The sequence below is a fragment of the Phreatobacter sp. genome (assembly GCF_051860605.1).
Lineage (GTDB): Bacteria > Pseudomonadota > Alphaproteobacteria > Rhizobiales > Phreatobacteraceae > Phreatobacter.
This window is the reverse complement of the sequence record NZ_JBHYDR010000007.1, coordinates 35,162-57,816: the sequence shown is the minus strand read 5'-3', so window position 1 is coordinate 57,816 and position 22,655 is coordinate 35,162. Positions and strand designations below refer to the sequence as shown.

At 68.5% G+C, this 22,655-nt stretch carries 19 protein-coding genes and 1 tRNA gene; 7 read left to right on the top strand and 13 right to left on the bottom strand.

The window, feature by feature from the left end; genetic code table 11:
* Nucleotides 1–16: 16 nt before the first annotated feature.
* Nucleotides 17–874, bottom strand: coding sequence for a MaoC/PaaZ C-terminal domain-containing protein (locus ACTIFS_RS13665; RefSeq protein ID WP_439574663.1), 858 nt, complete (start codon nucleotides 872–874; stop codon nucleotides 17–19).
* A 249-nt stretch (nucleotides 875–1,123) separates the two neighbouring features.
* Nucleotides 1,124–2,263, bottom strand: a complete 1,140-nt coding sequence (locus ACTIFS_RS13660) for an acyl-CoA dehydrogenase family protein (protein WP_439574662.1) — start codon at nucleotides 2,261–2,263, stop codon at nucleotides 1,124–1,126.
* A 205-nt stretch (nucleotides 2,264–2,468) separates the two neighbouring features.
* On the opposite strand from ACTIFS_RS13660, the gene ACTIFS_RS13655 reads away from it, so the two are divergent.
* The 3 genes from ACTIFS_RS13655 (at nucleotide 2,469) to ACTIFS_RS13645 (ending at nucleotide 6,152) form a co-directional block, all read left to right on the top strand.
* Nucleotides 2,469–3,389, top strand: a complete 921-nt coding sequence (locus tag ACTIFS_RS13655) for an SDR family NAD(P)-dependent oxidoreductase (RefSeq protein WP_439574661.1) — start codon at nucleotides 2,469–2,471, stop codon at nucleotides 3,387–3,389.
* A gap of 90 nt (nucleotides 3,390–3,479) precedes the next feature.
* Nucleotides 3,480–4,943 carry a hydroxymethylglutaryl-CoA synthase family protein gene (locus tag ACTIFS_RS13650; protein ID WP_439574660.1) on the top strand — a complete coding sequence of 488 codons (1,464 nt, stop codon included), beginning with the start codon at nucleotides 3,480–3,482 and terminating at the stop codon, nucleotides 4,941–4,943.
* Nucleotides 4,944–4,946: 3 nt separating this feature from the next.
* Nucleotides 4,947–6,152, top strand: a complete 1,206-nt coding sequence (locus ACTIFS_RS13645) for an acetyl-CoA acetyltransferase (protein WP_439574659.1) — start codon at nucleotides 4,947–4,949, stop codon at nucleotides 6,150–6,152.
* A gap of 186 nt (nucleotides 6,153–6,338) precedes the next feature.
* Here ACTIFS_RS13645 and ACTIFS_RS13640 read toward each other — a convergent pair whose 3' ends face one another.
* The 3 genes from ACTIFS_RS13640 to ACTIFS_RS13630 all read right to left on the bottom strand — a co-directional run bounded on the left by ACTIFS_RS13640 (nucleotide 6,339) and on the right by ACTIFS_RS13630 (nucleotide 9,967).
* Entirely contained in the window at nucleotides 6,339–6,752 is a 414-nt protein-coding gene (locus tag ACTIFS_RS13640; protein WP_439574658.1) for a hypothetical protein, read from the bottom strand.
* 101 nt (nucleotides 6,753–6,853) lie between these two features.
* Nucleotides 6,854–8,392, bottom strand: a complete 1,539-nt coding sequence (locus ACTIFS_RS13635) for an acyl-CoA synthetase (RefSeq protein WP_439574657.1) — start codon at nucleotides 8,390–8,392, stop codon at nucleotides 6,854–6,856.
* Nucleotides 8,393–8,410: 18 nt separating this feature from the next.
* Nucleotides 8,411–9,967 carry an acyl-CoA synthetase gene (locus ACTIFS_RS13630; protein ID WP_439574656.1) on the bottom strand — a complete coding sequence of 519 codons (1,557 nt, stop codon included), beginning with the start codon at nucleotides 9,965–9,967 and terminating at the stop codon, nucleotides 8,411–8,413.
* A gap of 245 nt (nucleotides 9,968–10,212) precedes the next feature.
* Between ACTIFS_RS13630 and ACTIFS_RS13625 the strand changes: the two genes are divergently transcribed.
* The gene (locus tag ACTIFS_RS13625; protein WP_439574655.1) at nucleotides 10,213–11,412 is read left to right on the top strand and encodes an MFS transporter; all 1,200 of its coding nucleotides are present in this window, start codon (nucleotides 10,213–10,215) and stop codon (nucleotides 11,410–11,412) included.
* 67 nt (nucleotides 11,413–11,479) lie between these two features.
* Here the strand turns inward: ACTIFS_RS13625 and ACTIFS_RS13620 are convergent.
* Nucleotides 11,480–11,554: transfer RNA gene (locus tag ACTIFS_RS13620), tRNA-Val, on the bottom strand.
* Nucleotides 11,555–11,656: 102 nt separating this feature from the next.
* Nucleotides 11,657–12,022 carry a cell cycle two-component system response regulator CpdR gene (cpdR, locus tag ACTIFS_RS13615; protein WP_439574654.1) on the bottom strand — a complete coding sequence of 122 codons (366 nt, stop codon included), beginning with the start codon at nucleotides 12,020–12,022 and terminating at the stop codon, nucleotides 11,657–11,659.
* Between the two features lie 218 nt (nucleotides 12,023–12,240).
* Here cpdR and ACTIFS_RS13610 point away from each other — a divergent pair, with 218 nt between their 5' ends.
* Nucleotides 12,241–13,131: an N-formylglutamate amidohydrolase gene (locus ACTIFS_RS13610; protein WP_439574653.1), complete on the top strand. Its 891-nt coding sequence runs from the start codon at nucleotides 12,241–12,243 to the stop codon at nucleotides 13,129–13,131.
* Nucleotides 13,132–13,590: 459 nt separating this feature from the next.
* Here ACTIFS_RS13610 and ACTIFS_RS13605 read toward each other — a convergent pair whose 3' ends face one another.
* Nucleotides 13,591–14,862 (bottom strand): MFS transporter, encoded by a 1,272-nt coding sequence (locus ACTIFS_RS13605; RefSeq protein WP_439574820.1) that lies wholly within the window; start codon nucleotides 14,860–14,862, stop codon nucleotides 13,591–13,593.
* Nucleotides 14,863–15,033: 171 nt separating this feature from the next.
* Here ACTIFS_RS13605 and hisN point away from each other — a divergent pair, with 171 nt between their 5' ends.
* Nucleotides 15,034–15,816 carry a histidinol-phosphatase gene (gene hisN, locus ACTIFS_RS13600; protein ID WP_439574652.1) on the top strand — a complete coding sequence of 261 codons (783 nt, stop codon included), beginning with the start codon at nucleotides 15,034–15,036 and terminating at the stop codon, nucleotides 15,814–15,816.
* 10 nt (nucleotides 15,817–15,826) lie between these two features.
* On the opposite strand, the gene ACTIFS_RS13595 is transcribed toward hisN, so the two are convergent.
* Together ACTIFS_RS13595 and ACTIFS_RS13590 are read right to left on the bottom strand one after the other, a co-directional pair.
* Nucleotides 15,827–16,777, bottom strand: coding sequence for an alpha/beta fold hydrolase (locus tag ACTIFS_RS13595; protein WP_439574651.1), 951 nt, complete (start codon nucleotides 16,775–16,777; stop codon nucleotides 15,827–15,829).
* A 113-nt stretch (nucleotides 16,778–16,890) separates the two neighbouring features.
* Nucleotides 16,891–17,319 (bottom strand): hypothetical protein, encoded by a 429-nt coding sequence (locus tag ACTIFS_RS13590; protein WP_439574650.1) that lies wholly within the window; start codon nucleotides 17,317–17,319, stop codon nucleotides 16,891–16,893.
* A 308-nt stretch (nucleotides 17,320–17,627) separates the two neighbouring features.
* Between ACTIFS_RS13590 and ACTIFS_RS13585 the strand changes: the two genes are divergently transcribed.
* The gene (locus tag ACTIFS_RS13585; protein ID WP_439574649.1) at nucleotides 17,628–18,107 is read left to right on the top strand and encodes an Hsp20 family protein; all 480 of its coding nucleotides are present in this window, start codon (nucleotides 17,628–17,630) and stop codon (nucleotides 18,105–18,107) included.
* A gap of 138 nt (nucleotides 18,108–18,245) precedes the next feature.
* On the opposite strand, the gene ACTIFS_RS13580 is transcribed toward ACTIFS_RS13585, so the two are convergent.
* The 3 genes from ACTIFS_RS13580 to ACTIFS_RS13570 all read right to left on the bottom strand — a co-directional run bounded on the left by ACTIFS_RS13580 (nucleotide 18,246) and on the right by ACTIFS_RS13570 (nucleotide 22,653).
* The gene (locus ACTIFS_RS13580) at nucleotides 18,246–19,493 is read right to left on the bottom strand and encodes a hypothetical protein (protein WP_439574648.1); all 1,248 of its coding nucleotides are present in this window, start codon (nucleotides 19,491–19,493) and stop codon (nucleotides 18,246–18,248) included.
* 81 nt (nucleotides 19,494–19,574) lie between these two features.
* Nucleotides 19,575–20,657, bottom strand: coding sequence for a threonine aldolase family protein (locus ACTIFS_RS13575; RefSeq protein ID WP_439574647.1), 1,083 nt, complete (start codon nucleotides 20,655–20,657; stop codon nucleotides 19,575–19,577).
* A gap of 577 nt (nucleotides 20,658–21,234) precedes the next feature.
* On the bottom strand, nucleotides 21,235–22,653 hold the full coding sequence (locus ACTIFS_RS13570) for a glutamate synthase subunit beta (RefSeq protein ID WP_439574646.1): 1,419 nt from the start codon (nucleotides 22,651–22,653) through the stop codon (nucleotides 21,235–21,237).
* Between the last annotated feature and the right edge of the window lie 2 nt (nucleotides 22,654–22,655).

The following is a 22,655-nucleotide window of genomic DNA, read 5'->3' as shown; positions in this document are numbered from 1 at the left end:
GATGCGCGGGTGGCCCTCAGGCCACCTGCGCCCGGCCGTTGTTCAGCACCACGATGTCGCGCTCGACGACCCGGGCGCGGAACGAGACGGTGGCACCGTCCTTCCAGATTTCCGTGCGGATGGTCTCGCCCGGCATGACCGGCGCGGAGAAACGCACGTCGAGGCGGCGCAAATTCGCCGGGTCGTTGCCGCAGCAGGCCTTCAGGATGGCGCGGCCAGCCACCGCATAGGTGCAGAGCCCGTGCAGGATCGGCTGGGGAAAGCCCGCGCCGGCGGCGACGTCGGGGTCGGCGTGAAGGGGGTTATAGTCCCCCGACAGCCGGTAGATGAGCGCGGCCTGCGGCAGGGTCTTCAGGTCCACGGCCTCGTCGGGCGCGCGGTCGGGAAGCGCATGGGGCTCCGGCGTCGGGCCGGAGGGGCCGCCGAAACCGCCCTCGCCACGGATGAAGGTCGTCGAGGTCAGCGTCGCCAGCAGCGTGCCTGATGCCTTGTCGATGACGTCGCGGTCCGAAAGGATCAGCGCGCCCTTGCCCGGCCCCTTGTCGACGATCTCGGTAACACGGGTGCGTCCGATCACCGTACCGGTCGCCGGCAGGGGCTGATGGATGACCAGGCCCTGTTCGCCGTGCAGAACCTTGCGCCAGTCAATGCCGGTGTTCGGGTCCTTCAGCCAGAAGCCGGGATAGCCCAGAACCACTGCCATGGTGGGCAGCGCCTTCAGCCCGTCCTCGTAGACGAAGGGCAGTTCGGTGCGGTCGAGCGGGTCGGCGCCGCAACCGACGCCGAGGGCGTAGAGGATGCTGTCCTTCGCCTCGTATCGGTGCTCGAGGTCGGGAAAGTGCCAGTTCTTCAACTTGCTGTAGTCGATGGGCATGGGGTGTCCTCTGAAGAAGAGCAGGGGTTCGACCTGCATCGGCCAGGTGCGTCCTTCGAGGCTCGCCCTTCAGGCTCGCACCTCAGGATGAGGCAGGTGGGGCGTGGCATCAGATGCGGGCGCGGCTTGCAGGTCTCCGCCCTTCCTCATCCTGAGGTGCGAGCAGAATAGCGAGAGGCGAACGCATCCGGCGTTCGCCTGATGCTATGGCGAGCCTCGAAGGACGCACTTCCCCAATGCAGCAGCCACTCACAGCGACCGCGCGACGATCTCCTTCATGATCTCGGTGGTGCCGGCATAGATGCGCTGGATGCGGCTGTCGGCATAGGCGCGGGCGATGGGATATTCCCACATGTAGCCGTAGCCGCCATGCAGCTGCAGGCAGGTATCGACGACCCGGCCCTGCAACTCGCTGAGCCACCACTTGGCCATGGCGGCGGTGGCGACGTCGAGCTCGCCGTTGAGGAACTTGGTCACGCAGTCGTCCAGGAAGACGCGGGCAATCGTCACCTCGGTCTTCACCTCGGCGAGCTTGAAGCGGGTGTTCTGGAACTCGGCAAGCGACTTGCCGAAGGCCTTGCGCTCGCGCGTGTAGTCGATCGTCCACCGCAGCGCCGCCTCCATGATGGCAACGGCGCTGATCGAGACGAGCAGGCGCTCGCGCGGCAACTCGGTCATCATGTAGGCGAAGCCGCGCCCCTCATCGCCGATGATGTTGGTGGCGGGAACGCGGACATTGTCGAAGAAAAGCTCGGAGGTGTCCTGCGCCTTCAGGCCGATCTTCTCGAGGTTCCGGCCGCGCTTGAAGCCCTCGCGATCCGCCTCGACGATGATCAGGCTGACTCCCTTCGCGCCCGCCTTCGGGTCGGTCTTGCAGGCGACGATGATGATGTCGGCAAGCTGGCCATTGGTGATGAAGGTCTTCTGGCCGTTGATGACATAGTGGTTGCCGTCGCGGATGGCGGTGGTGCGGATGCCCTGCACGTCCGAGCCCGCGCCCGGTTCGGTCATGGCCAGCGCCCCGATGGCCTCGCCGGTCGCCATCTTCGGTAGCCAGTGGCGCTTCAGGTCCTCCGAGGCATTGTTGAGGATGTAGGGCGCGACGATGTCGGAGTGCAGGCGAAAGCCGGGGCCGGTGAAGACGTGGCCCATCATCTCCTCGATGAAGATGGCGCTGGTCAGGAAGTCGGCGCCGCCACCGCCATATTCCACCGGGATATTGGTCAGCAGCATGCCGGCCTTGCCGGCCTTCAGCCAGGCCTCGCGGTCCACCATGCCCTCCTTCTCCCAGCGGGAATGGTGGGGGGCGATCTCCTCCGCCACGAAGCGGCGGCAGGCGTCGCGGAACAGGTGGTGCTCTTCCTTGTAATAGCTGGCGGTGGCGGACATGGCGCGTCTCCTGAGGTCCCGCGGGCAAGGGGCCCGGCGCTGGCCTCTATCCTAAGACAGGCGTTTCGACGAATGAAACGGGATTTCGTTCAATTGACGAAGTCGCTATGGTGCTGCGAGCGTCGCCAAGGACGGGCCGGGTGCCCGCGGCACGGCGCGTCCGCGTTCCGGCGGACATGGCAACCGGACTTTGAGGGCAGCAGGAATGGCACAGGGCGGGGTTCTCGACGGCAAGGTCGTCATCGTGACGGGCGCAGGGCGCGGCATCGGCCGCGAGATCGCGCTCACCGCGGCGGCCGAGGGCGCCAAGGTCGTCGTCAATGACCTTGGCGGGTCTGCCGACGGGTCGGGCTCCAGTGCCGCGCCCGCCGAGGAGGTCTGCGAAGAGATCCGCAAGAGGGGCGGCACCGCCATCGCGAATTTCGACAGCGTCGCCGAGCCGGCCTCCGCCAATGCCATCGTCAAGACCGCCATCGATGCGTTCGGCGCGCTCGACGGTGTCGTCAACAATGCCGGCATCCTGCGCGATGCCATCTTCCACAAGATGAGCGTCGCGGACTTCGAACTGGTCATCAAGGTGCACCTGATGGGCACCTTCTACGTCAGCCATGCCGCCGCGCGAATCTTCCGCGAGCAGAACAGCGGCGCCTTCGTCCACTTCACATCCACCTCGGGGCTGATCGGCAATTACGGCCAGGCCAATTATGCCGCCGCCAAGATGGGCATTGTCGGCCTGTCGAAGTCGATCGCCCTCGATATGGCGCGGTTCAACGTGCGCTCCAACTGTGTCTCGCCCTTCGCCTGGAGCCGCCTGATCGGCACCATCCCGACCGAGACCGAGGCCGAGAAGGCGCGTGTCGCGCGTATCCAGGCCATGGGTCCGGAGAAGATCGCGCCGCTGTCGGCCTTCCTCGTCTCCGATGCCGCAAAGGAGGTCTCCGGCCAGATCTTCGCCGCGCGCATGAACGAGATCTTCCTGATGGGCCAGTCGCGGCCGGTCCGCTCGATCCACCGCGATGGCGGCTGGACCTGCGAGAGCCTGGCCAGCCACGGTATGCCGGCGCTGAAATCCTCGTTCTTCCCGCTCGACCGGTCTGCCGACATCTTCTCATGGGACCCGGTGTGATGGGGGATCACGAAGGAGGGCGGATTGCACGACGCACTCCCGCCGTGCAGCGCGAGGCCGACCAGACCCTGATGATTGGGACATGACCTGATGACCTTCGGAATTCTCTCCTTCGGCGCCTATATCCCGCGCCTTCGCCTGCAGCGGAAGGCGATTGCCGATGCCCATGGCTGGTTCAACGCCGCGCTGAAGGGGCAGGGCAAGGGCGAGCGTGCCATCGCCAACTGGGACGAGGATGCCATCACCATGGCGGTGGAGGCGGCCCGCGACTGCCTGATCGGCCAGGATCCCGGAAAGGTGGAGGCGGTTCAGCTGGCCTCGACGACCTTCCCGTTCCTCGACCGCCTCAATTCCGGCGTCGCCGCCGAGGCGCTGAACCTTGGCCAGAATCTGGCCGCGAGCGATGTCGGCCAGACCCAGCGGGCTGCCACCTCGGCCCTCATGTCGGCGCTGCGCGGCGGGCCGGCTACCTTGCTGATGGCCGCCGAGAAGCGGCCCGTGAAGGCGGCAAGCCCCATCGAGATGACCGCAGGCGATGGTGCCGCCGCGCTGCTGGTGGGCGAGGGCGATCCGGTGGCGACACTGATCGGCGCCGCGACCCGCACCGCCGATTTCGTCGACCATTACCGGTCGATGGAATCGGAGTTCGACTACCAGTGGGAGGAGCGCTGGATCCGCGATGCCGGCTACATTCCGCTGGTGCCGCCGGTCATCAGGGCCTGCCTTGCGAAGGCCGGCGTGGCGGCTGGCGACGTGACGCAGTTCTGCATGCCCGCCGTGCTGGCGAGAGTATCCAGCTCCGTGGCCAAGGCGGCCGGCATCGCCGAGGCGGCGGTGGCCGACAATCTGCACGCCGTCTGCGGAGAGACGGGCGCTGCCCATCCCCTGGTGATGCTGGTGGCGGCGCTTGAACAGGCAAAGCCCGGCGACAGGATCATGGTGGTCGGCTTCGGCCAGGGCGCCGATGCCCTGCTGTTCGAGGTCACCGAGGCCATCACCCGCTTGCCGGCCCGGCTCGGGGTCAGGGGCCATCTCGCCCGCCGCCGCGAGGAGGCGAACTATTCCAAGTTCCTGGCCTTCAACGACACGATCGAGCTGGAGCGGGGCATGCGCGCCGAGGCCGACAAGCAGACGCCGCTCTCCGCGCTCTGGCGCAACCGCCACACCGCCACCGGCTTCATCGGCGGCAAGTGCACCAAATGCGGCACGCTGCAGTTCCCCAAGACGCGGATCTGCGTCAACCCCAACTGCAACGCCGTCGACAGCCAGGTGGAGGAGCCCTTCTCGGGCAAGACGGGGAAGATCAATTCCTATACCGCCGACCGGCTGACCTATTCGCCTGACCCGCCGGCCTGCTACGGCATGATCCAGTTCGAGGATGGCGGCCGCTGGATGATGGACTTCACCGATGTCGACGAGAAGGACCTGTCCGTCGGCAGCCCCATGCGCATGATGTTCCGCGTCAAGGACATCGACGGCCAGCGCGGGTTCCGTCGCTATTTCTGGAAGGCGGCGCCTGCCGTCAGCTCCGCTCAAACCTCCGGGAGGGCCTGAACCATGGCCAAGGGCATTCGCGACAAGGTCGCCATTCTCGGCATGGGCTGCTCGAAATTCGGCGAGCGCTGGGACATGAACGCCGAGGACCTGATGGTCGAGGCCTATACGGAGGCGCTCGGCGACGCCGGCATCGAGACGAAGCAGATCGAGGCCGCCTGGCTCGGCACGGCCATCGAGGAGCAGCACGTCGGCAAGTCCGCCGTGCCGCTCGCGGTGGCGCTGCGCCTGCCCTACATCCCGGTGACGCGGGTTGAGAACTATTGCGCCACCGGCACGGAAGCGTTTCGCGGGGCGGTCTATGCGGTGGCTTCAGGCGCCGCCGACATCGCGCTGGCGCTTGGCGTCGAGAAGCTCAAGGACACCGGCTATGGTGGCCTGCCGCAGCGCGGCCGCGGCACGGTGCCGAACATGACCTGGCCGAACGCCTCGGCGCCCGGCTATTTCGCCCAGCTTGCCGCCGCCTATCGCGCCAAATACGGCTCGGCGCCGGAGGATCTGAAGCGCGCCATGGCCCATGTCTCGGTGAAGAGCCACGACAATGGCGGGCGCAACCCGAAGGCCCATCTGCGCAACAGGATCACCATCGACACCGTGCTGAACTCGCCGATGATCGCCGAGCCGCTCGGCCTCTATGACTGCTGCGGCGTGTCGGATGGGGCAGCCTGCGCCATCGTCACCACGCCGGAGATCGCCCGCAGCCTCGGCAAGACCGACCTCATCTCGGTCAAGGCGCTGCAGGTGTCGGTCTCGAACGGCACCGAGGCCCAGCACAATTCGTGGGACGGCAGCTATTTCGCAACGACCCGGATCGCGGCGAAGCGCGCCTACCAGGAGGCCGGCGTGGAGAAGCCGCGCGACGAGATCAGCCTGATCGAGGTGCATGATTGCTTCTCGGTCACCGAACTGGTCACCATGGAGGATCTGCACATCTCGGCCGAGGGCCGGGCCATCCACGACATTCTCGATGGCTTCTACGATGCCGACGGCACCATTCCCTGCCAGATCGACGGGGGCCTCAAGTGCTTCGGCCATCCCATCGGCGCCTCGGGCCTGAGGATGATCTACGAGATGTATCTGCAGATGCAGGGCCGGGCCGGCGAGCGCCAGCGCAAGGACCTGCCGCGGCTGGGACTGACCCACAATCTCGGCGGCTTCCCCCACCAGAACGTCTGCTCGATCTCGATCGTCGGCCGCTACGAGGGCTGAGACCGGACTTCGGGACTCCTCCGTCCCTTCAAGGAACCCTCGCGCCTCCGGGCGGAGGGTTCCTTTTTTCGTGCCGACTTGGCCGCCCGCTCCAGGCGCATTCCAGCCGCCGGCCCAACCCGATCTGGCGTGTTGCCGGCCGGAAGAGCCTGGCGCAACCCGGGGTGCCGCTTTCGGCTTCAATGACTATGAGACGCAGGGACCGTCATATCCGGGGGCAAGCGCCAGCGCATAGCAGGACAGGGAGACAGCTGAGTCGATGGTATTCCCGGCACCATAGGGCTCGACGCGCGCGGCGATGCTCACTTCGCTTCCGGCCTTCAGCACGAAATTGTGGGACGCCGACGAGCGGAAATACATGCTGCTGGCCTGTCCTTCGCCGCAGATATCCTCTGCAACGCGGTCTGTGCCAACGAGGATCGCGAGGATCATTCCGGTCGTCACCCCGCCGCCGGCAGTGTACGACGCCGACCCCTGTGCGGAGAGGAGTACCAGGCAATCCTCCCTGTAGCCGCCGATCTTGACCTGCGCCTGCGCCGAGTCTCCACCTTTGGCAGACTCTGTACGAACATGCTTCGGGTTCAGGATCCTGAGGGACATCGCGCGCTCCATGGATGCAACCAATAAGGGCATCATGAAGTTATGCAACCAAAAGTGTCAACGCTGGAGTCTGCCCCTACGTATTTCTGCGGGCGCAGCGGTCAGATCTTCCGCCCGGCCGCCTCCCAGTAGGGGTCGCGCAGCCTGCGCTTGAAGATCTTGCCGGAATCCTCCCTCGGCAGGCCGGTGCGTAACTCGATGCGGCGGGGAACCTTGTAGTCGGCGAGCTTGGCCTTCAGCCCGGCCCGGATCGCCTCGATGTCGATGCTGGCGCCTGGCAGCGGCTCCACCACGGCCATCAGGGTCTCGCCGAACTCCGCGTCGGGAATGCCGAAGACGGCGCAGTCGGCGATCCCCGGCAGGCCGTGCAGCACCGCCTCGATCTCGGCGGGATAGATGTTGACCCCGCCGGATATCACCATGTCGCGCTTGCGGTCGCACAGGAACAGGTAGCCGTCGGCGTCGAGATAGCCAATGTCGCCGCAGGTGATCAGCCCGTCGAGGTCCACCTCGCGGCGTTTCGCCGGGTCCTTGTGATAGGTGAAGTCGGGATAGCCCGCGATCCGGCCATAGACCTCGCCGACCGCGCCCTGCGGCACGTCGCGGCCTTCCTCGTCGACGATCCGCAGGATCGCACCGGGCGAAGCCCTGCCCACCGAGCCGGGCTTCCGGATCGCGTCCTCCGGCGTCGCATAGGTGACGGGGCCGGTTTCCGTGCCACCGTAGAACTCGTGGATGACCGGACCCCACCAGTCGATCATGGCCTGCTTGACATCGGCCGGGCAGGGCGCCGCGGCATGGATGACGAAACGCAGCGAGGAGGTGTCGTAGCGCCGGCGCACGGCCTCGGGCAGCTTGAGCAGCCGGATGAACATGGTCGGAACCATGAACAGGGTGTCGATCCGATGCTCCTCGATCAGTTGCAGGAACTGCTCGGCGTCGAATTTCGGCATCAGCACCAGCACGCCGCCAAGGCGTCCGGCGCGCACCGCGAAGGCATTGGGCGCGGAATGGTAGAACGGGCCGGGCAGCAGCGTGCGCACGCCGGGTCGCAGCCCATAGACCAACTTGCGGATCTCCGCGGAGGCGACGACCTCCTCCGGCGTTGGCGCCATGCGGCGCACGCCCTTCGGCCGGCCCGTGGTGCCGGACGTGTAGATCATGCTGGACGGAGCCGGTTTATCCGGTCCCGGATGGGGGCCAAGGCCACCGATCCAGCTCTCGTAGTCGAGACTGCCGGGAGGCAGCGCGAGCAGGGCGGGGTCGGCGGGATAGGCGGTCCGCACCTCGTCCGGCGGCTCCAGCGCGATGACCGGCAGGCCAGCCGGCAGGTTTCCCGCGCAGGCATTGATCAGGTCGGCATGGCCCAGCAGCGCCTTCGCCTCGCAATCAGCGAGCACATAGGCGATCTCGTCCGGCTTGAAGTGCCAGTTGAGCGGCACGGCATAGGCACCCAGCCACTGCGCGGCCCAGGTCGTCTCCAGCGCCGCGATGTCGTTGCGCATCAGGATGGCGACGCAGTCACCGGCCCCGACGCCCAGCGCCTCCAGCCCGGTCGCGATGCGACGCAGGCGCGCGTCGATCTGTTCGAAGCTGCGTTGACGGGCGCCCGACACGATACCGGTGGACAGGGTGGTCACATGCGTTCTCCCGGCGGATCAGTTCACCTGCCGGGTCCGGCCACCCCAATGGGGCTGGCGCAGCTCGGTCTTGAGGATCTTGTTGGCCTGCGACAGCGGCATGGTCTCGCGGACCTCGATGGTCTGAGGGCATTTGAAACCGGCGATGCGCGCCTTGCAGTGGGCGATGATCGTATCGGAGGTTGCGCTCTGTCCGGCCTTGAAGGTGACGACGGCGTGCACCGCCTCGCCCCAGAGCGGATGCGGCACGCCGATCACCGCGCATTCGCGGATGGCCGGGTGGGTGAGAACGGCGTTCTCGACCTCGATCGAATAGACGTTCTCGCCGCCGGTCACGATCATGTCCTTGATGCGGTCCGAGACGTAGACATAGCCGTCGGCATCGAGATAGCCGGCATCGCCCGTGTGCATGTAGCCGCCGCGCAGGGCCTCTGCCGTCAACTCCGGCAGGTTCCAGTACCCCTTCATGACGGTCGGCCCCGCGACGACGATCTCGCCGATCGTGCCGACCGGCACGTCGCGGTCGTCCGGGTCCACGACGCGCAGGTCGCAGCCGACGATGGCCCGTCCGCCCGAGGCGAGGCGATGCACCTTGTCCGGGTCCAGCGTGTGGTCGGCGGGTTCCAGATAGGTGCAGGCCGGCGACAGTTCGGTCATGCCATAGGCCTGGGCGAAGCGGACCTTCGGCAGGCGCTTCATCAGCGCCTCAAGGGTGGCCACCGGCATGGGCGCGCCGCCGTAGCCGATCATCTGCAGCGAGGAGAGGTCGTAGGCGTCGAGGTCAGGCTCGTTGAGGATCATCGTCATCATGGTCGGCACCATGGAGACGAAGGTGATGCGGTGCCGCTGGATCGCCTCCAGCACGCCCTTCACCGTGAAGCGCGGGATGACCACGTGGGTGGCGGCCAGCAGCGTGTTGGTGAAGACGCGCGAGCCGGCGGCGGCATGGTAGAGCGGGCCGGCATGGAGACCCACCAGATCGGACCCGAGGCCGGTGTGGACGATGCCGCCGAAGGAGTTGGACATGACGTTGACGTGGGTCAGCATCACGCCCTTTGAGCGGCCGGTGGTGCCGCCGGTATAGAACAGGATGGCCACGTCCTCGCCCGCGCAGCGGGCATCCTCGACCGGCTCGGCCTTCGCCATCGCCTCGCCATAGGAGAGCATGCCGGCAGGTGTCTCGCCCTCGCCGGTGTAGAAGCAATGGGCAAGGTCCGGCGTCTCGCCGCGAATGGCCGCGGCCATGTCGGTGAACTCGTCGCCGACCAGCAGCACCTTCGCCCCCGAATCCTGCAGCAGGAAGGCCGTTTCCGGCTGTGCGTAGCGGGTGGAGACCGGCACGGCGATGCCACCGGCCCAGAGCGTGGCGAAGAAGAACTCGAGATAGCGGTCGGTCGAATGCGACAGCATGGCGACCCGGTCGCCCTCGCCGATGCCGAGCCCCTTGAGCACGCCGGCGAGGCGCGCGACGCGATCGGCGAACGCGGCCCATGTCCATGTGCGATCGGCATAAACGACGGCCCGCTTGTCCGGATGCAGGCGGCGGGCGCGGTGAAGGGCCAGCGTCAGCTGCATGGCCGCTCGTCCGCCGGTCGAGCCACCACCCGCCAGCCGAAGCGGGGCCGCAAGGGCTGCGCCATCCGAACCGCCATGCTCTTCCATCCCCGCTGTCGCCCCGCCCGTAACGGTGCGAGGGTATTTCTCACAATGAAATGCCTTTTCGCAATATGCGGAATGGCAGAGCCGCCCGGCTGCTCGTGTGGCTTGTCAGGATCGGGCCCGCCGGCTCAACCTTGGCGCCGGATGGGGTGGGGGCAGCGATGGGGCTTCGTGGACGGCCGCTGGTCGTGGCCATGTGCGTGGGGCAGGTGGGAAACCTGCTGCCGCATGTCGTCGTGCAGGCGATCATGGCCCAGCATCTCATGCCGCTCTGGGGGCTGAGCGCCGGGCAGGCCGGCTTCATGGCCAGCGCCTATGCCTTCGGCTACATGGTCGCCGTGCCGGTTCTCGCCTCGCTCACCGACCGGATCGATGCTCGCCGTATCCTGATCGCGGGGACGACCCTGAGCATGGTGGCAACGCTCGCGTTTCCCTTCGTGGCGCGCGACCTTGTCTCGGCCTCGGCCATGTGGGCGCTCGCCGGGCTGGGCTTTGCCGGCGCCTACATGCCCGGCCTGAAGGCACTGACCGACCGGCTCGATTCGGGCGATGCCTCGCGCTCGGTGACGCTCTACACGTCGAGCTTTTCCCTGGGTGTCGCGCTGTCGTTCCTGGTCTCGCAGGTCCTGGCCGCCTGGTACGGCTGGCAGGCGGCCTTCCTCGTCACCGGAATCGGGCCGCTGGCCATGCTGGTTACCACGCTGCTGATGGCGCCGGTGCGACCCGCGCCCCGGACGGGTCCGGCCATCGACGTCAAGGCCGTGTTCGGCAACCGGCCGGCGCTCGGCTATGTGTTGGGCTATGGCGCGCATTGCTTCGAGCTTTACGGCATGCGCACCTGGATCGTCGCCTTCTGGACCTATGTGACGGCCCGCCATGCCGGTGCCGTGCCGGTGGATGCCATCACCATCAGCGTGCTGTTCTCGCTGGTCTCCATGCCGGCCAGCATCCTTGGCAACGAGGCGGCGCTGCGCTTCGGCCGGCACCGTGCGATCGCCGTGGTGCAGGTGCTCTCAGGTGTCATCGGCCTTGCCATCGGCCTGCTGGCGGGCGCGCCTCCCTGGCTGCTGGCCGTGCTGATCCTCCTCTACGCGATCACCATTCCGGCCGATTCCGGCGCGCTGACCGCCGGCATGGCGCAGGCGGCGGCACCCCATGCGCGCGGCGCGACCATGGCGCTGCATTCGACGGTGGGTTTCGGCCTGTCGGCGGTCGGCGGGTGGACCGTCGGCCTTGCGCTCGACGGGGCAGGCGGGCCGATGTCGGAGACCGGATGGCTTGCGGGCTTTGCGGTGCTCAGCCTCGGCATCCTTCTCGGCCCACTGGCGCTGTGGTGGTCGCGGCGTCCGGTATCGGCCTGACGGTGCGGCGGAACCTTGCCTGACAGGCAAAGGCCCCGGCGAAGCGGTGTCTTCGCCAGGGCCTGAATGGTGGGCACGACTGGGATCGAACCAGTGACCCCTACGATGTCAACGTAGTGCTCTCCCGCTGAGCTACGCGCCCTTCGCGGCCGGGGCCGCAGAAGCGAGGCGCACCGTATAATTGGGAAATCCGGGCCGTGCAAGACCGTCCGGAGCGCAGCTTGCCGGCCGGGCGGGGCCGTCGTCAGGCCGCCTGCTTCAGCATCTTCTCCACCTCGTTGACGAGGTCGCGCAGATGGAACGGCTTGGACAGGATCTTGGCCTCCTTCGGCGCCATCGAATCAGGCTGGAGGGCGACGGCGGCGAAGCCGGTGATGAACATGACCTTGATGTCGGGGTCGAGCTCGGTCGCGCGGCGGGCCAGCTCGATGCCGTCCATCTCGGGCATGACGATATCGGTCAGAAGCAGCTCGAAAGGCTCCTCCCGCAGGCGGTGATAGGCGGACAGGCCATTGTCGAACGAGACGACATCATAGCCCGCCGTGTTCAGCGCCTTCACCAGGAACCGGCGCATGTCATTGTCGTCTTCGGCCAGCAGAATCTTGCCCATGCGGTCAGCTCGGTCCTTCGGTCGCGGCGGGGTCGGAGCGGCGGTGTACAGAATGCCGGCCGGGCCCGTGAGCCATCAAGCGCCAATATGGTAAATAACCAATGAAAACCGCAGTGGCGGCGTGGGCCGGCAGGCCTGCATCGGTCCCCTGCGGCAGGCAGCTTCACAGGGCGCCGCGTCGCGCTAGACTGGAAGTCGGGCATGACCACGGAGCGGCGATGAGCCAGGCACTGATCCGCGACTGCGACCCGGCCTTCGAGGTGCTGGAGCCGGAGGTCGCGGCGGCACCCGTTGTGTTCAATTCGCCGCATTCGGGCCGGATCTATCCGCGGAGCTTCCTGGGGCAGGTGCGCCTTGATCTCTCCGCGCTGCGCCGCTCGGAAGATACCGATGTGGACGTGCTGTTCGCCGGCGTGGTCGAGCGCGGCATGCCGCTGCTCTGCGCCCATTTCCCGCGTTCCATGGTTGACGCGAACCGGGAACCCTATGAACTCGACCCCCGGATGTTCGAGGGTCGGCTGCCGACCTTCGCCAACACCCGGTCCATGCGGGTCGCCGGCGGCCTCGGCACGGTGCCGCGCGTGGTTGGCGAGGCGCAGGAGATCTATGGCCGGCGCCTGCCTGTCGACGAGGCGCTGGCGCGCATCGAGAGCTTCTACAAGCCGTATCACCGGGCGTTGAGGCGGCTGGTGGCGGGCTGCCACAGGGCCTTCGGAGAGGCGCTGCTGGTCGATTGCCATTCCATGCCCTCCTCGGCGCCGATGCGCGAGGATCGCCCGCGCGCCGACATCGTGATCGGCGACCGCTACGGCACCAGCTGCGCCCCGGCCGTTTCGGACGCGATCGAGGAAGTTCTGCGGCGCCAGGGCTATCACGTCCTTCGCAACAAGCCCTATGCCGGCGGTTTCATCACCGAGCACTATGGCCAGCCGCAGAGCGGCATCCATGCCGTGCAGATCGAGATCAACCGCGCCATCTACATGAACGAGCGGACCTATGAGCGGACCGCCGGATTTGCCCGCCTTCGGGACGACCTGATGGTGCTGGCCGACGCCCTGGCCCGCCTGCCGCTGGAGCGTGGCGGTGACTTCCGCGTGGCTGCGGAATAGCCGGATCAGGCCCCTGTTTTCTGCATGGCTAGCCGGAACGGCCTAACGGGACGGGCCTGCCTCGGGCCCTGATTCCAAGGGCTGTGCAAGCCGCACTGGCGCTGCACCGCACAACGAGCAGGACGGGTTTCGTCGATTTTATACGAGGGGGCGGCTTGAGCCGTTTAGCCGCAACTGCTTGATTCAAAACGATTGAATCGGCCTCCGGAAAAGAAAGAGGCCGCTCACTTTCGTGAGCGGCCCAAGTCTAGGGAGGAAACGCCCAAGGAGGGCTGCGAGGCATCGCAGGGCGATACCGCGCTGCAACAATATGCTCCCGGTCCATGAAAAAGGCAAGAAGGCTGACCGATTATTTTGGGGCGGCCGGCAGGGCGGGCCATTCGGTCACCGGTCACCGGATGCGGCAGCCGTGGCTGCCTGCCAGGTGGATCAACCCGCCGGCGCTCTGCCCGCCCGCGATCAGCCGCCCCTGGCGCCCTGGCGGCGCGGGTCGGGTGCGGTGGCATAGACAAGGGTCGCAACCGCCAGCAGGAGGGCCTGCAGGGCGAAAGCGGCCTGGAAGGCCGCGACGGGATAGACCAACGCCGGACCGGCAATGGCCTTCACCAGAAGGCCGGTGATCCACTGGGTCAGGAAGGCGCCGCTCATGGTGCCGAGATTGAGCAGGGCAAGGCCCCGGCCGGTCAGGTGGCCCGGCAGCAGGGCCCGGCCATGGGCGAGGACCACGGGCGTGAAGGCGAGCGTGAAGCCGAGCGCCGCGATGATACCGATGGTGGTGCCGGTCGGCATGCGATGGCCGAGCAGGACCAGGACCGCCATCAGGGCGAGGCTCAGTGTCACGGCGATGACCACCATGGGCCGGTAGGCGCGCATCAGCCGGTCCGACATGCCCCACATCAGGGAGCCACCGATCTGCGCCAGCGCCATCAGCAGCAGCGCGTGACCCTGAAGGCCGAGGTCGGCGCCGTGGACATGGGCGAGATAGGGGCCGCCCCACAGGCCGATGATCAGGCCGAAGCTCGAATAGGCCGAGAAGGACATCAGGAATAGCGGCCAGATGCCGGGCAGCCGCGTGACCTCGCGAACGCCGCGCAGGGCATCGGCGAGGCTCTCCTTCGCGCCTCCGGCCGCGGGTCCGGCAAAGGCCGGCCTCAGCATGAGGGCGAGGGCCAGCGCGAGTGCGAGCGCGAACAGCGCTGCCGCGAGGAAGGCGGGGCGCCAGCCATAGGAGGCGGTCGCCCAGGCCAGCGGGGCCGTCGCCCCCAGCGTTCCCAGGTTGGAAATCGCGACCTGAACGCCGGCAAGCGTCGCGAAAGCCTCGGGGCGAAAGGCGCGGGCATAGATGGCGAGCGGTGCCATCAGGAAGGTCGAGCAGCCGATGCCGAGCAGCAGCCGGCCGCCGATCAGCCCGGCCGGGCCCGTCGCCATCGCAAACAGCACCGATCCGGCCACCACGAAGGCGAGCGAGCCGAGCATGGTGCGGCGCGGTCCGTAGCGGTCGATGGCGATGCCAACCGGGATCTGGCACAGCGCGAAGATGAGGAAGAACGATGAGGCGATGCTGCCGAGCTGGTCGGCGGTCAGTTGCAGGTCGTCCGTCAGCGTGGTGGCAATGACGCCGACCGAATTGCGGTAGAACTGGCTGATGGCCGTGGCGGCGGCGAGCGTCGCCACCAGCGCGATGACGAACCCTTGCGACAGGGCCGAATGCGCGGACGCCTCGGGCTTCATCGGGTCCACGGTCCAGGCGTCCTCCGGTTGCGGGGCCGGGACCCTGCCGTGCGGCGTGCCGGCAGGCAAGGGCGCCGGGACAGTCCAGCCGTCGCGCCCCTGCATGGGCGCGGTTGCCCGCCCCCGCGCGCCTGCCTATAGCTCGGCATAGCAACGCTGGAGGAGCAGGTCGTGGCCGCTGTCGATTTCGAAGCCTTCGTGCGCGAGCTCGCGCGCGTGTCGGGCGAAGCGATCCTGCCGTTCTTCCGCACCGCGATGGGCATCGACAACAAGGCGGGGACGGGCGGCTTTGACCCGGTCACCGAGGGCGACCGGGCCGGCGAGGCGGCGATGCGCCACCTGATCCGCACGACCTTTCCGGGCCATGGCATCATCGGCGAGGAATATGGCGCCGAGAACGAGGATGCCGAGCATGTCTGGGTGCTCGACCCGATCGACGGCACCAAGGCCTTCATCGCCGGCATCCCGGTCTGGGGCACGCTGATCGGCCTTGCCCGCGGCCGCAGCCCGGCCTTCGGCATGATGCACCAGCCGTTCATGCGCGAGATGTTCTGGGGCGATGGCGCGCGCGCGCGCTACGAGGGGCCGGCCGGCAGCCGCTCTCTCCTCGTCAGGCCCTGCGAGGGGCTGGGCTCGGCGACCATCATGACCACCTCGCCGCGCCTGTTCGATGCCGAGACCGGATCGCGCTACCGGGCGGTTGAGGAGCAGTGCCGCACCTACCGGTATGGCGCCGACTGCTATGCCTATTGCATGCTGGCGGCGGGCCATGTCGATCTGGTCGTGGAGGCGGGCCTCAAGACCTATGACATCCTTGCCCTCGTGCCGATCATCGAGGGCGCCGGCGGCGTCGTGACCACCTGGGACGGCGGTCCGGCCGGCGGTGGCGGACGGATCGTGGCGGCGGGCGACCGGCGCGTCCACGAACAGGCCCTGGCGATCCTCAACGGCTGAACGGACCGGCCTACAGAAACGCCTGCTCGCCCGGCACGAAGGCGTCGAAGGCAGCCCAGAAGGCGGCGCGAATGGCGTCGGCTTCCATCATCGGTTCGTGCAGCGAGCCCGGCAGCACCACGGCATGGCCGTTCTTCAGGCGCCGTGCGAAAGCCTCCACCGCGTCGGAATCGACCAGCGGATCGCGCCCGGCAGCGACCAGCAGCATGGGCTGGCGGATGCCCTGGGCGTAAAGCGGATGGGCGAAGCGCCGCGTCACCTTGATCGCCTCGCGCAGCCAGCCGACCGTCGGCGCGCCAAGGCCGAGACGGCGGTCGATCCCGGCATAGCTGCCGGCAATGGCGTAGCGGATCGGGTCCGAACTGACCGGATTGCCCTCGAAGGGTTTGCGGGAGGTCGGTTCGGGCGAGCCGCCGGGCACCAGGCGGCTGCCGAGGCCGGTGAGCGAGGCGAGCGTCAGGCTGGCCAGCGTGAAGCCGGGATGGCGCACGGGCCTGAGCGCGATCATGGGGGCGGACAGCACCATGCGGTCGAACCAGGTGCGGCCGGCCCGTGCGGCCTCGATCAGGATGGCGCCGCCCATGCTGTGGCCCAGCGCGAAGAAGGGCGGGCGGCAATCGGGCAGGGCGACGGTGTCCATCACGGCCTCGAGGTCGAGCTGGAAGTCGGTAAAGCGGCGGACATGGCCCCTGCGGATATCGGACAGGAGCCGACCGGACCCACCCTGGCCGCGCCAGTCGAAGGCGAGCACGCCGAAGCCGCGGGCGCGCAGTTCGCCGATCACTTCGACATATTTCTCGATGAATTCCGACCGGCCCTGGCATATGACCACCGTGCCGCGACGGGGCGCGCCAGTGGCCTCCCAGCGGGCATAGCGGATGGTGATCCGGTCGTCGGTCTGCAGCGTTCCGGCGCGGGCGCCGACCGGTATCGGCCGTTCGGGCAGGGCGACGAGATCCATCGGGCTGGTCGGCTCACGAATCGCGGGACATCCGGATCAATCCTGATCCAGCGCCCCGGTAGCATGGCGGGGCCGGCAGGTCACCGAAGGATCGCGTCGCGGGAGCCGGACCGTCACGGGCGACCGATACGGGGGAGGGGGCGTGCGGCGCCCGCCGCCGGCTCGACCACCCTCAACCCGATGATCTCGGCATTGCGGGCATCCACCACCAGCCGGGTACGCTGCCCGAACCGGTCGCGCCCATGCGTCAGATAGGCCGAGCCGCGCCGCACGACCGGCTCGGTCACCGCATAGCCGCGGCTTGCCAAACGTCCCGCAATCTCGGCCTGCGGCACGACGCGCTCGGCGGCCCCCCGGCCGGCACGGGCGCCATCTGCCCGCGCCAGCGTTCCGGCGCAGGTAATGATCGACAGCGCAAGAGCAAGCGTCGCGCCGAGCGTCACCGCTGTCAGGGCAGGCGCGGACAGGGCGGAAGCGACCCGCGCGAAGGGACGGCGGGCGAGGTCTGCGGCGGGGCCGCGATGGATGCGCGGGCGGGTCATGGTCAGCCTTTCCGGGGCCTGCGTCGGGCGCAGGTCCTCCGATACTGGCGACATCCTGGCGCCTGCGCGCTGAACAGGCGCGGAAGGCGGCGTTCACCGGCGCTTCATCACCGGACGAGCCGCGGACTGGCGGCGGGTGGCTGGCGCCAAGGCTTGCGCAGAGGCCTGCGCGACGGTCTGGCAGAAGGGGGTCTTGCGGAGCCGAAACGGGCTTCCTACCTCCTGATCGTGCAGGCCAGAGACGGCTGCATATCAACCGGCCCGGCCTTTCCGGCGGGCTCTCAGGTGTCGCTTGAAGGAGGACATCCATGCGTACGTTCGACCTTGCTCCCCTCTATCGCTCGACCGTCGGCTTCGACCGTCTGTTCTCGCTGCTCGACCAGGCGTCCGGCCATGACGGACCGACGACCTCCTACCCGCCCTACAATATCGAGAAGACCGGCGAGAACGCCTACCGGATCTCGGTTGCGGTGGCCGGCTTTGCCGATCGGGACCTGTCGATCGAGGTCAAGGAGCAGTCCCTCACCATCCGCGGCGAGAAGGTCGCTGGCGAAGGCGAGGCCAAGCCCGAGTTCCTGCACCAGGGTATCGCCGCGCGCGCCTTCGAGCGCCGCTTCCAGCTTGCCGACTACGTGTTCGTGAAGGGCGCCGCGCTGGATCATGGCCTGCTGCATGTGGATCTCGTCCGCGAGATTCCCGAGGCCATGAAGCCGCGCACGATCCAGATCACGGCCACCGGCGGCACGAACCCGCGCGTGATCGAAGGCGAGGCCCGTCAGGCGGCCTGACGCTTCTCCTGCAACGACCCGGCCGTGCCCGGCCGGGTCAGCGCGCTCCAGTGACGACGCCCGGCGGAGTGATCCGCCGGGCGTTCGTTTGTCTGCAATTCCGACGCTTGAGCAGGCCGCGCAAGCCCCGGTTCCGGGTCAGTTCCGGGATGGCGGATCGATCCGGCGGACACCCGGCTGGGCCGGGCTTCCGGGCAGGGGCTGGCCGTCCGGACCGAGGAACCGGCCGTCCACCATGATGCCCTCGCTCTCGCCCTCCTCGCGCCGGGCGGGCGCCGGTTCGGCGGGAGCCTGCGTCGGTGCGGCGGCCCGATCGGCGGCCGGAGGTTCGGCCGCAGGGTCCGACGGCGTGACAGCGGGAACGTCGGGGATCACCACCGGCGCCGGCTCGACCGGCGGGGGGATGACCGCCGGCGGAACCGCGGCGCTGGGCTGAGGCGCCGGCTCGCTGTCCGGCGCGGGACGGGCTTCGACCGGTGCCGGCGGGGTGACGGCTGCCGGCGGCTCGGCCGGAGCGGGCTCTGCCGCGGGTGGAAGGGCGGCGGCAGGCGGTTCGGCCGGCTGGGGCTGGACCTCGGGAGCCGGCGCCGCGACCGGGGGTGCCGGCGGGGCCGTCATGGGCGGTTCGCGCGCTGGAGCTTGCGGCAGCGCCGCTGTCGGCGGCGCCGGCGGTACCGGCGCAACCTCGGGAGCGGGTGCCGCTGCCGGAGGCTGGAAAGGCCGGTCCGGCGTCACGCTGAGCGGTGGCGGGGGCTGCTGCGGGCGATGCCCGTCGATATCCGGGCGCGGCAGCGGCACGGGCACGGCGCGGGCGGTGATGGCCGGCGAGGGCCGGGTGCGACGGTCAGGGCCGACATCCGGAAGCGGGTCGACGCGTCCCTCGCGCAGCGGCGGGGCCGGGTCGATTGGCATGGGCGGGGCATCGGGCGCGATCCGCTCTCCGGGCCGCTGCAGCGGCCGGGGCGGCACGGCGGCGATCTCGCGGATCGCCAGCGGCCGGCCGGTATAGGCATCAATCGACACGCGCACCCGCTCGCCGGCCCGGCCGGTGCCGACGACCACCCAGGCGCGACCGATGCGCCGCGGTGCCGCCACGGCGCGATAGCCCATCGAGCGGGCAATGGTCACCGCCTCCTGCGCCGCGATCGAGTCGTCGTCCTCCTCGAAACGCGGATCGACATAGCCGCGCGGCACATAGACACGGGGCGGTGCCGACGGACGCCGCCAGAACGGGCCGTCGTCGTCATCCGAATCCCAGCCGCCCCAGTACTGGACCTGCTGGACCGGGAGTAATTCCGAGGGAGCCGGGCCCAGCGGCATGGCAGCAGCCGGGCCGGCTGCCATGAGGGCGGCGGCAGCAGCCGCAAGATACACATTCTGGCGCACGGATCGCGTCCTTCTTCCCCAGCTCGCCCCATGGCAAGGTTTCGGAAAGGAGAACGGCGATTTGAGGGCGGGGCGCGTGGCTCAGGCGGCGGAGGCGGCCGAGGCCGCGCCCCTGGCAACCGCCACGAACCGCTCGACATCCTGCCCGCGCGTGGCAAATGATGTCACCAGGCGCATCATCGTCTCGCCCTTGCGGGCCTTGTCCGCGTCCGCCAGGCCCTTGTCGGACCAGGGATAAAACACGGCCCCCTCGGCCTTCAGCGCCTCGACCATGGCATCGGGCATGATCGGGAACAGGCCATTGGCCTGCGGCTGGATCGGCAGGCGCACGCCGGGCACGGTGGCGAGCCCCTCGGCCAGGCGCGCGGCCATGGCATTGGCATGGCGGGCAAGATCCAGCCAGTGGTCATCGGCGAGGAACGCCTCCATCTGGGCCGCGAGGAAGCGGTGCTTGGAGAGCAGGTGGCCGGCCCGCATGCGCCGCCGCACCATCTCGGCGCCTCTCGCGGGGTCGAAATAGACGATCGCCTCGCAGGCCAGCGCGCCGTTCTTGGTCGTGCCGAAGGAGAGCACGTCGACGCCCGCCTTCCAGGTGATCTCGGCGGGCGAGCAGCCAAGCGCCGCGACCGCATTGGCGAAGCGCGCGCCATCCATGTGGACGCCGGCCCCGTTCGCCTTCGCGATGGCAGACAGCGCCGTCACCTCCGCGACCGAATAGACGAGCCCAAGCTCGGTCGACTGGGTCAGCGACAGCGCATGGATGGGGGCGTTGTGCGGCACGCGCCGGCCGAGCGAGGCGATGGTCGCCTCCAGCGCTTCCGGGGTGATCTTGGCGCCGGGGCCGCGGATGCCGACCAGCTTGGCGCCGCCGGTGAAGAATTCCGGACCGCAGCACTCGTCTTCCATGACGTGGCTTTCGTCATGGCACAGGACGATTCCCCAGGGTGGCGTGAGGGTGGAGAGCGCCAGGCCGTTGGCGGCCGTGCCGGTCGTCACCATGAAGACGCCGACTTCGCGCTCGAACAGGTCGGACAGCAGGCGCTCGACGCGCGCCGTTCCGTCGTCGCGGCCATAGGCGAGGCAGGCGCTGCCGTCATTGGCGGCCGCAATGGCGGCCATGATGCGGTCGGAGGCCCCGAGGCCGTTGTCGCTGGCGAAGAACATGCACCGTTTCCTGGGGTCGGTTGGCAGGTTTGCTCCCCGAGAACCTATCCGATGGCAGGCGCTGAATCGAACTCCGGGACTGCATTGAAGCAGTGCGTCCTTCGAGGCTCGCTGACGCTCGCACCTCAGGATGAGGCGGGTTGAGGATCGCATCAGCGCCGGATCGGGCTCGCCGGTCGCGCTTCGACAGCGAGGGCTGCAACCCGCCACCCCTCCTCATCCTGAGGTGCGAGCCGTTGCGAGGTGCGAACGCTTTTTCGCGTTCGCCCGATGCTATGGCGAGCCTCGAAGGATGCACGACACGCTTGCAAGGCGGACCGATGCCGACCGTGCGAGCGAGCGGGCTGCTACGCTCATGTGCAGTGAAATGCCCCACCCGCACCCTCCGCGCTGCGCGGAGAGGGGGACTTCGACGTCGCGGGCGGCTCTCGGTCGCCATTGCTCGCCCGGCCGGTCCGTGGGTCGGGCGTGGTGCGCGGGCGGAATACGGGGCGGGAGGCCGTGGTCTCCCTCTCCGCGCAGCGGGGAGGGTGCGGGTGGGGCCTCGCGACACCGCCCAAAGCCATTGCCCCGCCGATCAGCGCGGCAGGATGGTCGCTCCCATCAGGTCCTTGTCGATGGCATGGGCGGCCTGCCGGCCCTCGCGGATCGCCCAGACGACAAGGCTCTGGCCGCGGCGCATGTCGCCGGCTGCATAGACCTTCGGCACCGAGGTCCGGTAGTCCATGACGTTGGCGGCGACGTTGCTGCGCGGGTCGAGGCTGGTGCCGAGGCTCTGGACCATCCCTTCGGCGACCGGGCTGACGAAGCCCATGGCGAGCAGGACGAGGTCGGCCTTCAGCTCGAACTCCGTGCCGGGGATGGGCTGCATCTTCGCGTCGATGCGCACGCAGCGCAGCGCCTTCACCTTGCCGCCATGGCCGACGAAGGCACTGGTCATCACGGCGAAGTCGCGCTCGGCGCCTTCCTCGTGGCTGGACGAGGTGCGCAGCTTGAGCGGCCAGAGCGGCCAGGAGAGGTCCTTGTTCTCCTTCTCCGGCGGCTTCGTCATGATCTCCAGCTGCGTGACCGAGACCGCGCCCTGGCGGATCGAGGTGCCGATGCAGTCGGAGCCCGTGTCGCCGCCGCCGATCACCACCACGCGCTTGCCGGAGGCGAGGATCGGCTCGTTGGTGCCGATCGGCTCGCCCGATACACGCCGGTTCTGCTGCGGCAGGAAGTCCATGGCGAAATGGACGCCCTCCAGGTCGCGGCCGGTGATCGGCAGGTCGCGCGGCTTTTCGGCACCGCCCGCGAGCAGGACAGCGTGATGGCCATCGACCAGTTCGGCCGCCGGCCGGGTGACGCCGACATGCTCGTTGTAGTGGAAGGTGACGCCCTCGGCCTCCATCTGGTGGATGCGCCGGTCGATCAGCCGCTTCTCCATCTTGAAGTCCGGGATGCCGTAGCGCAGCAGGCCGCCGGCCTTGGCGAACTTCTCGTAGACATGCACCTCGTGGCCGGCACGGGCCAATTGCTGGGCGGCGGCAAGGCCGGCAGGCCCCGAGCCGATGATCGCGACCTTCTTGCCGGTCCTGGTCTTCGGCAGTTCGGGCCGCACCCAGCCGGCACTCCAGGCCCGGTCGACGATGGCGCATTCGATCGTCTTGATGGTGACCGGCACATCCTCGATGTTCAGCGTGCAGGACGCCTCGCAGGGCGCGGGGCAGACCCGACCGGTGAATTCCGGGAAATTGTTGGTCGAGTGCAGGTTGACGGCGGCCTCTTCCCAGGCGCCGTTGTAGACGAGGTCGTTCCAGTCCGGGATCTGGTTGTTGACCGGACAACCGGTGTGGCAGAACGGAATCCCGCAGTTCATGCAGCGCGCAGCCTGGTTGCGCGTGCTTTCCTCGCTCAGAGGGATGACGAATTCGCGGTAATGGCGGATGCGGTCGCCCGCCGGCGCGTAGCGCCGGTCCTGGCGGTCGATCTCCAGAAAGCCCGTGACCTTGCCCATCG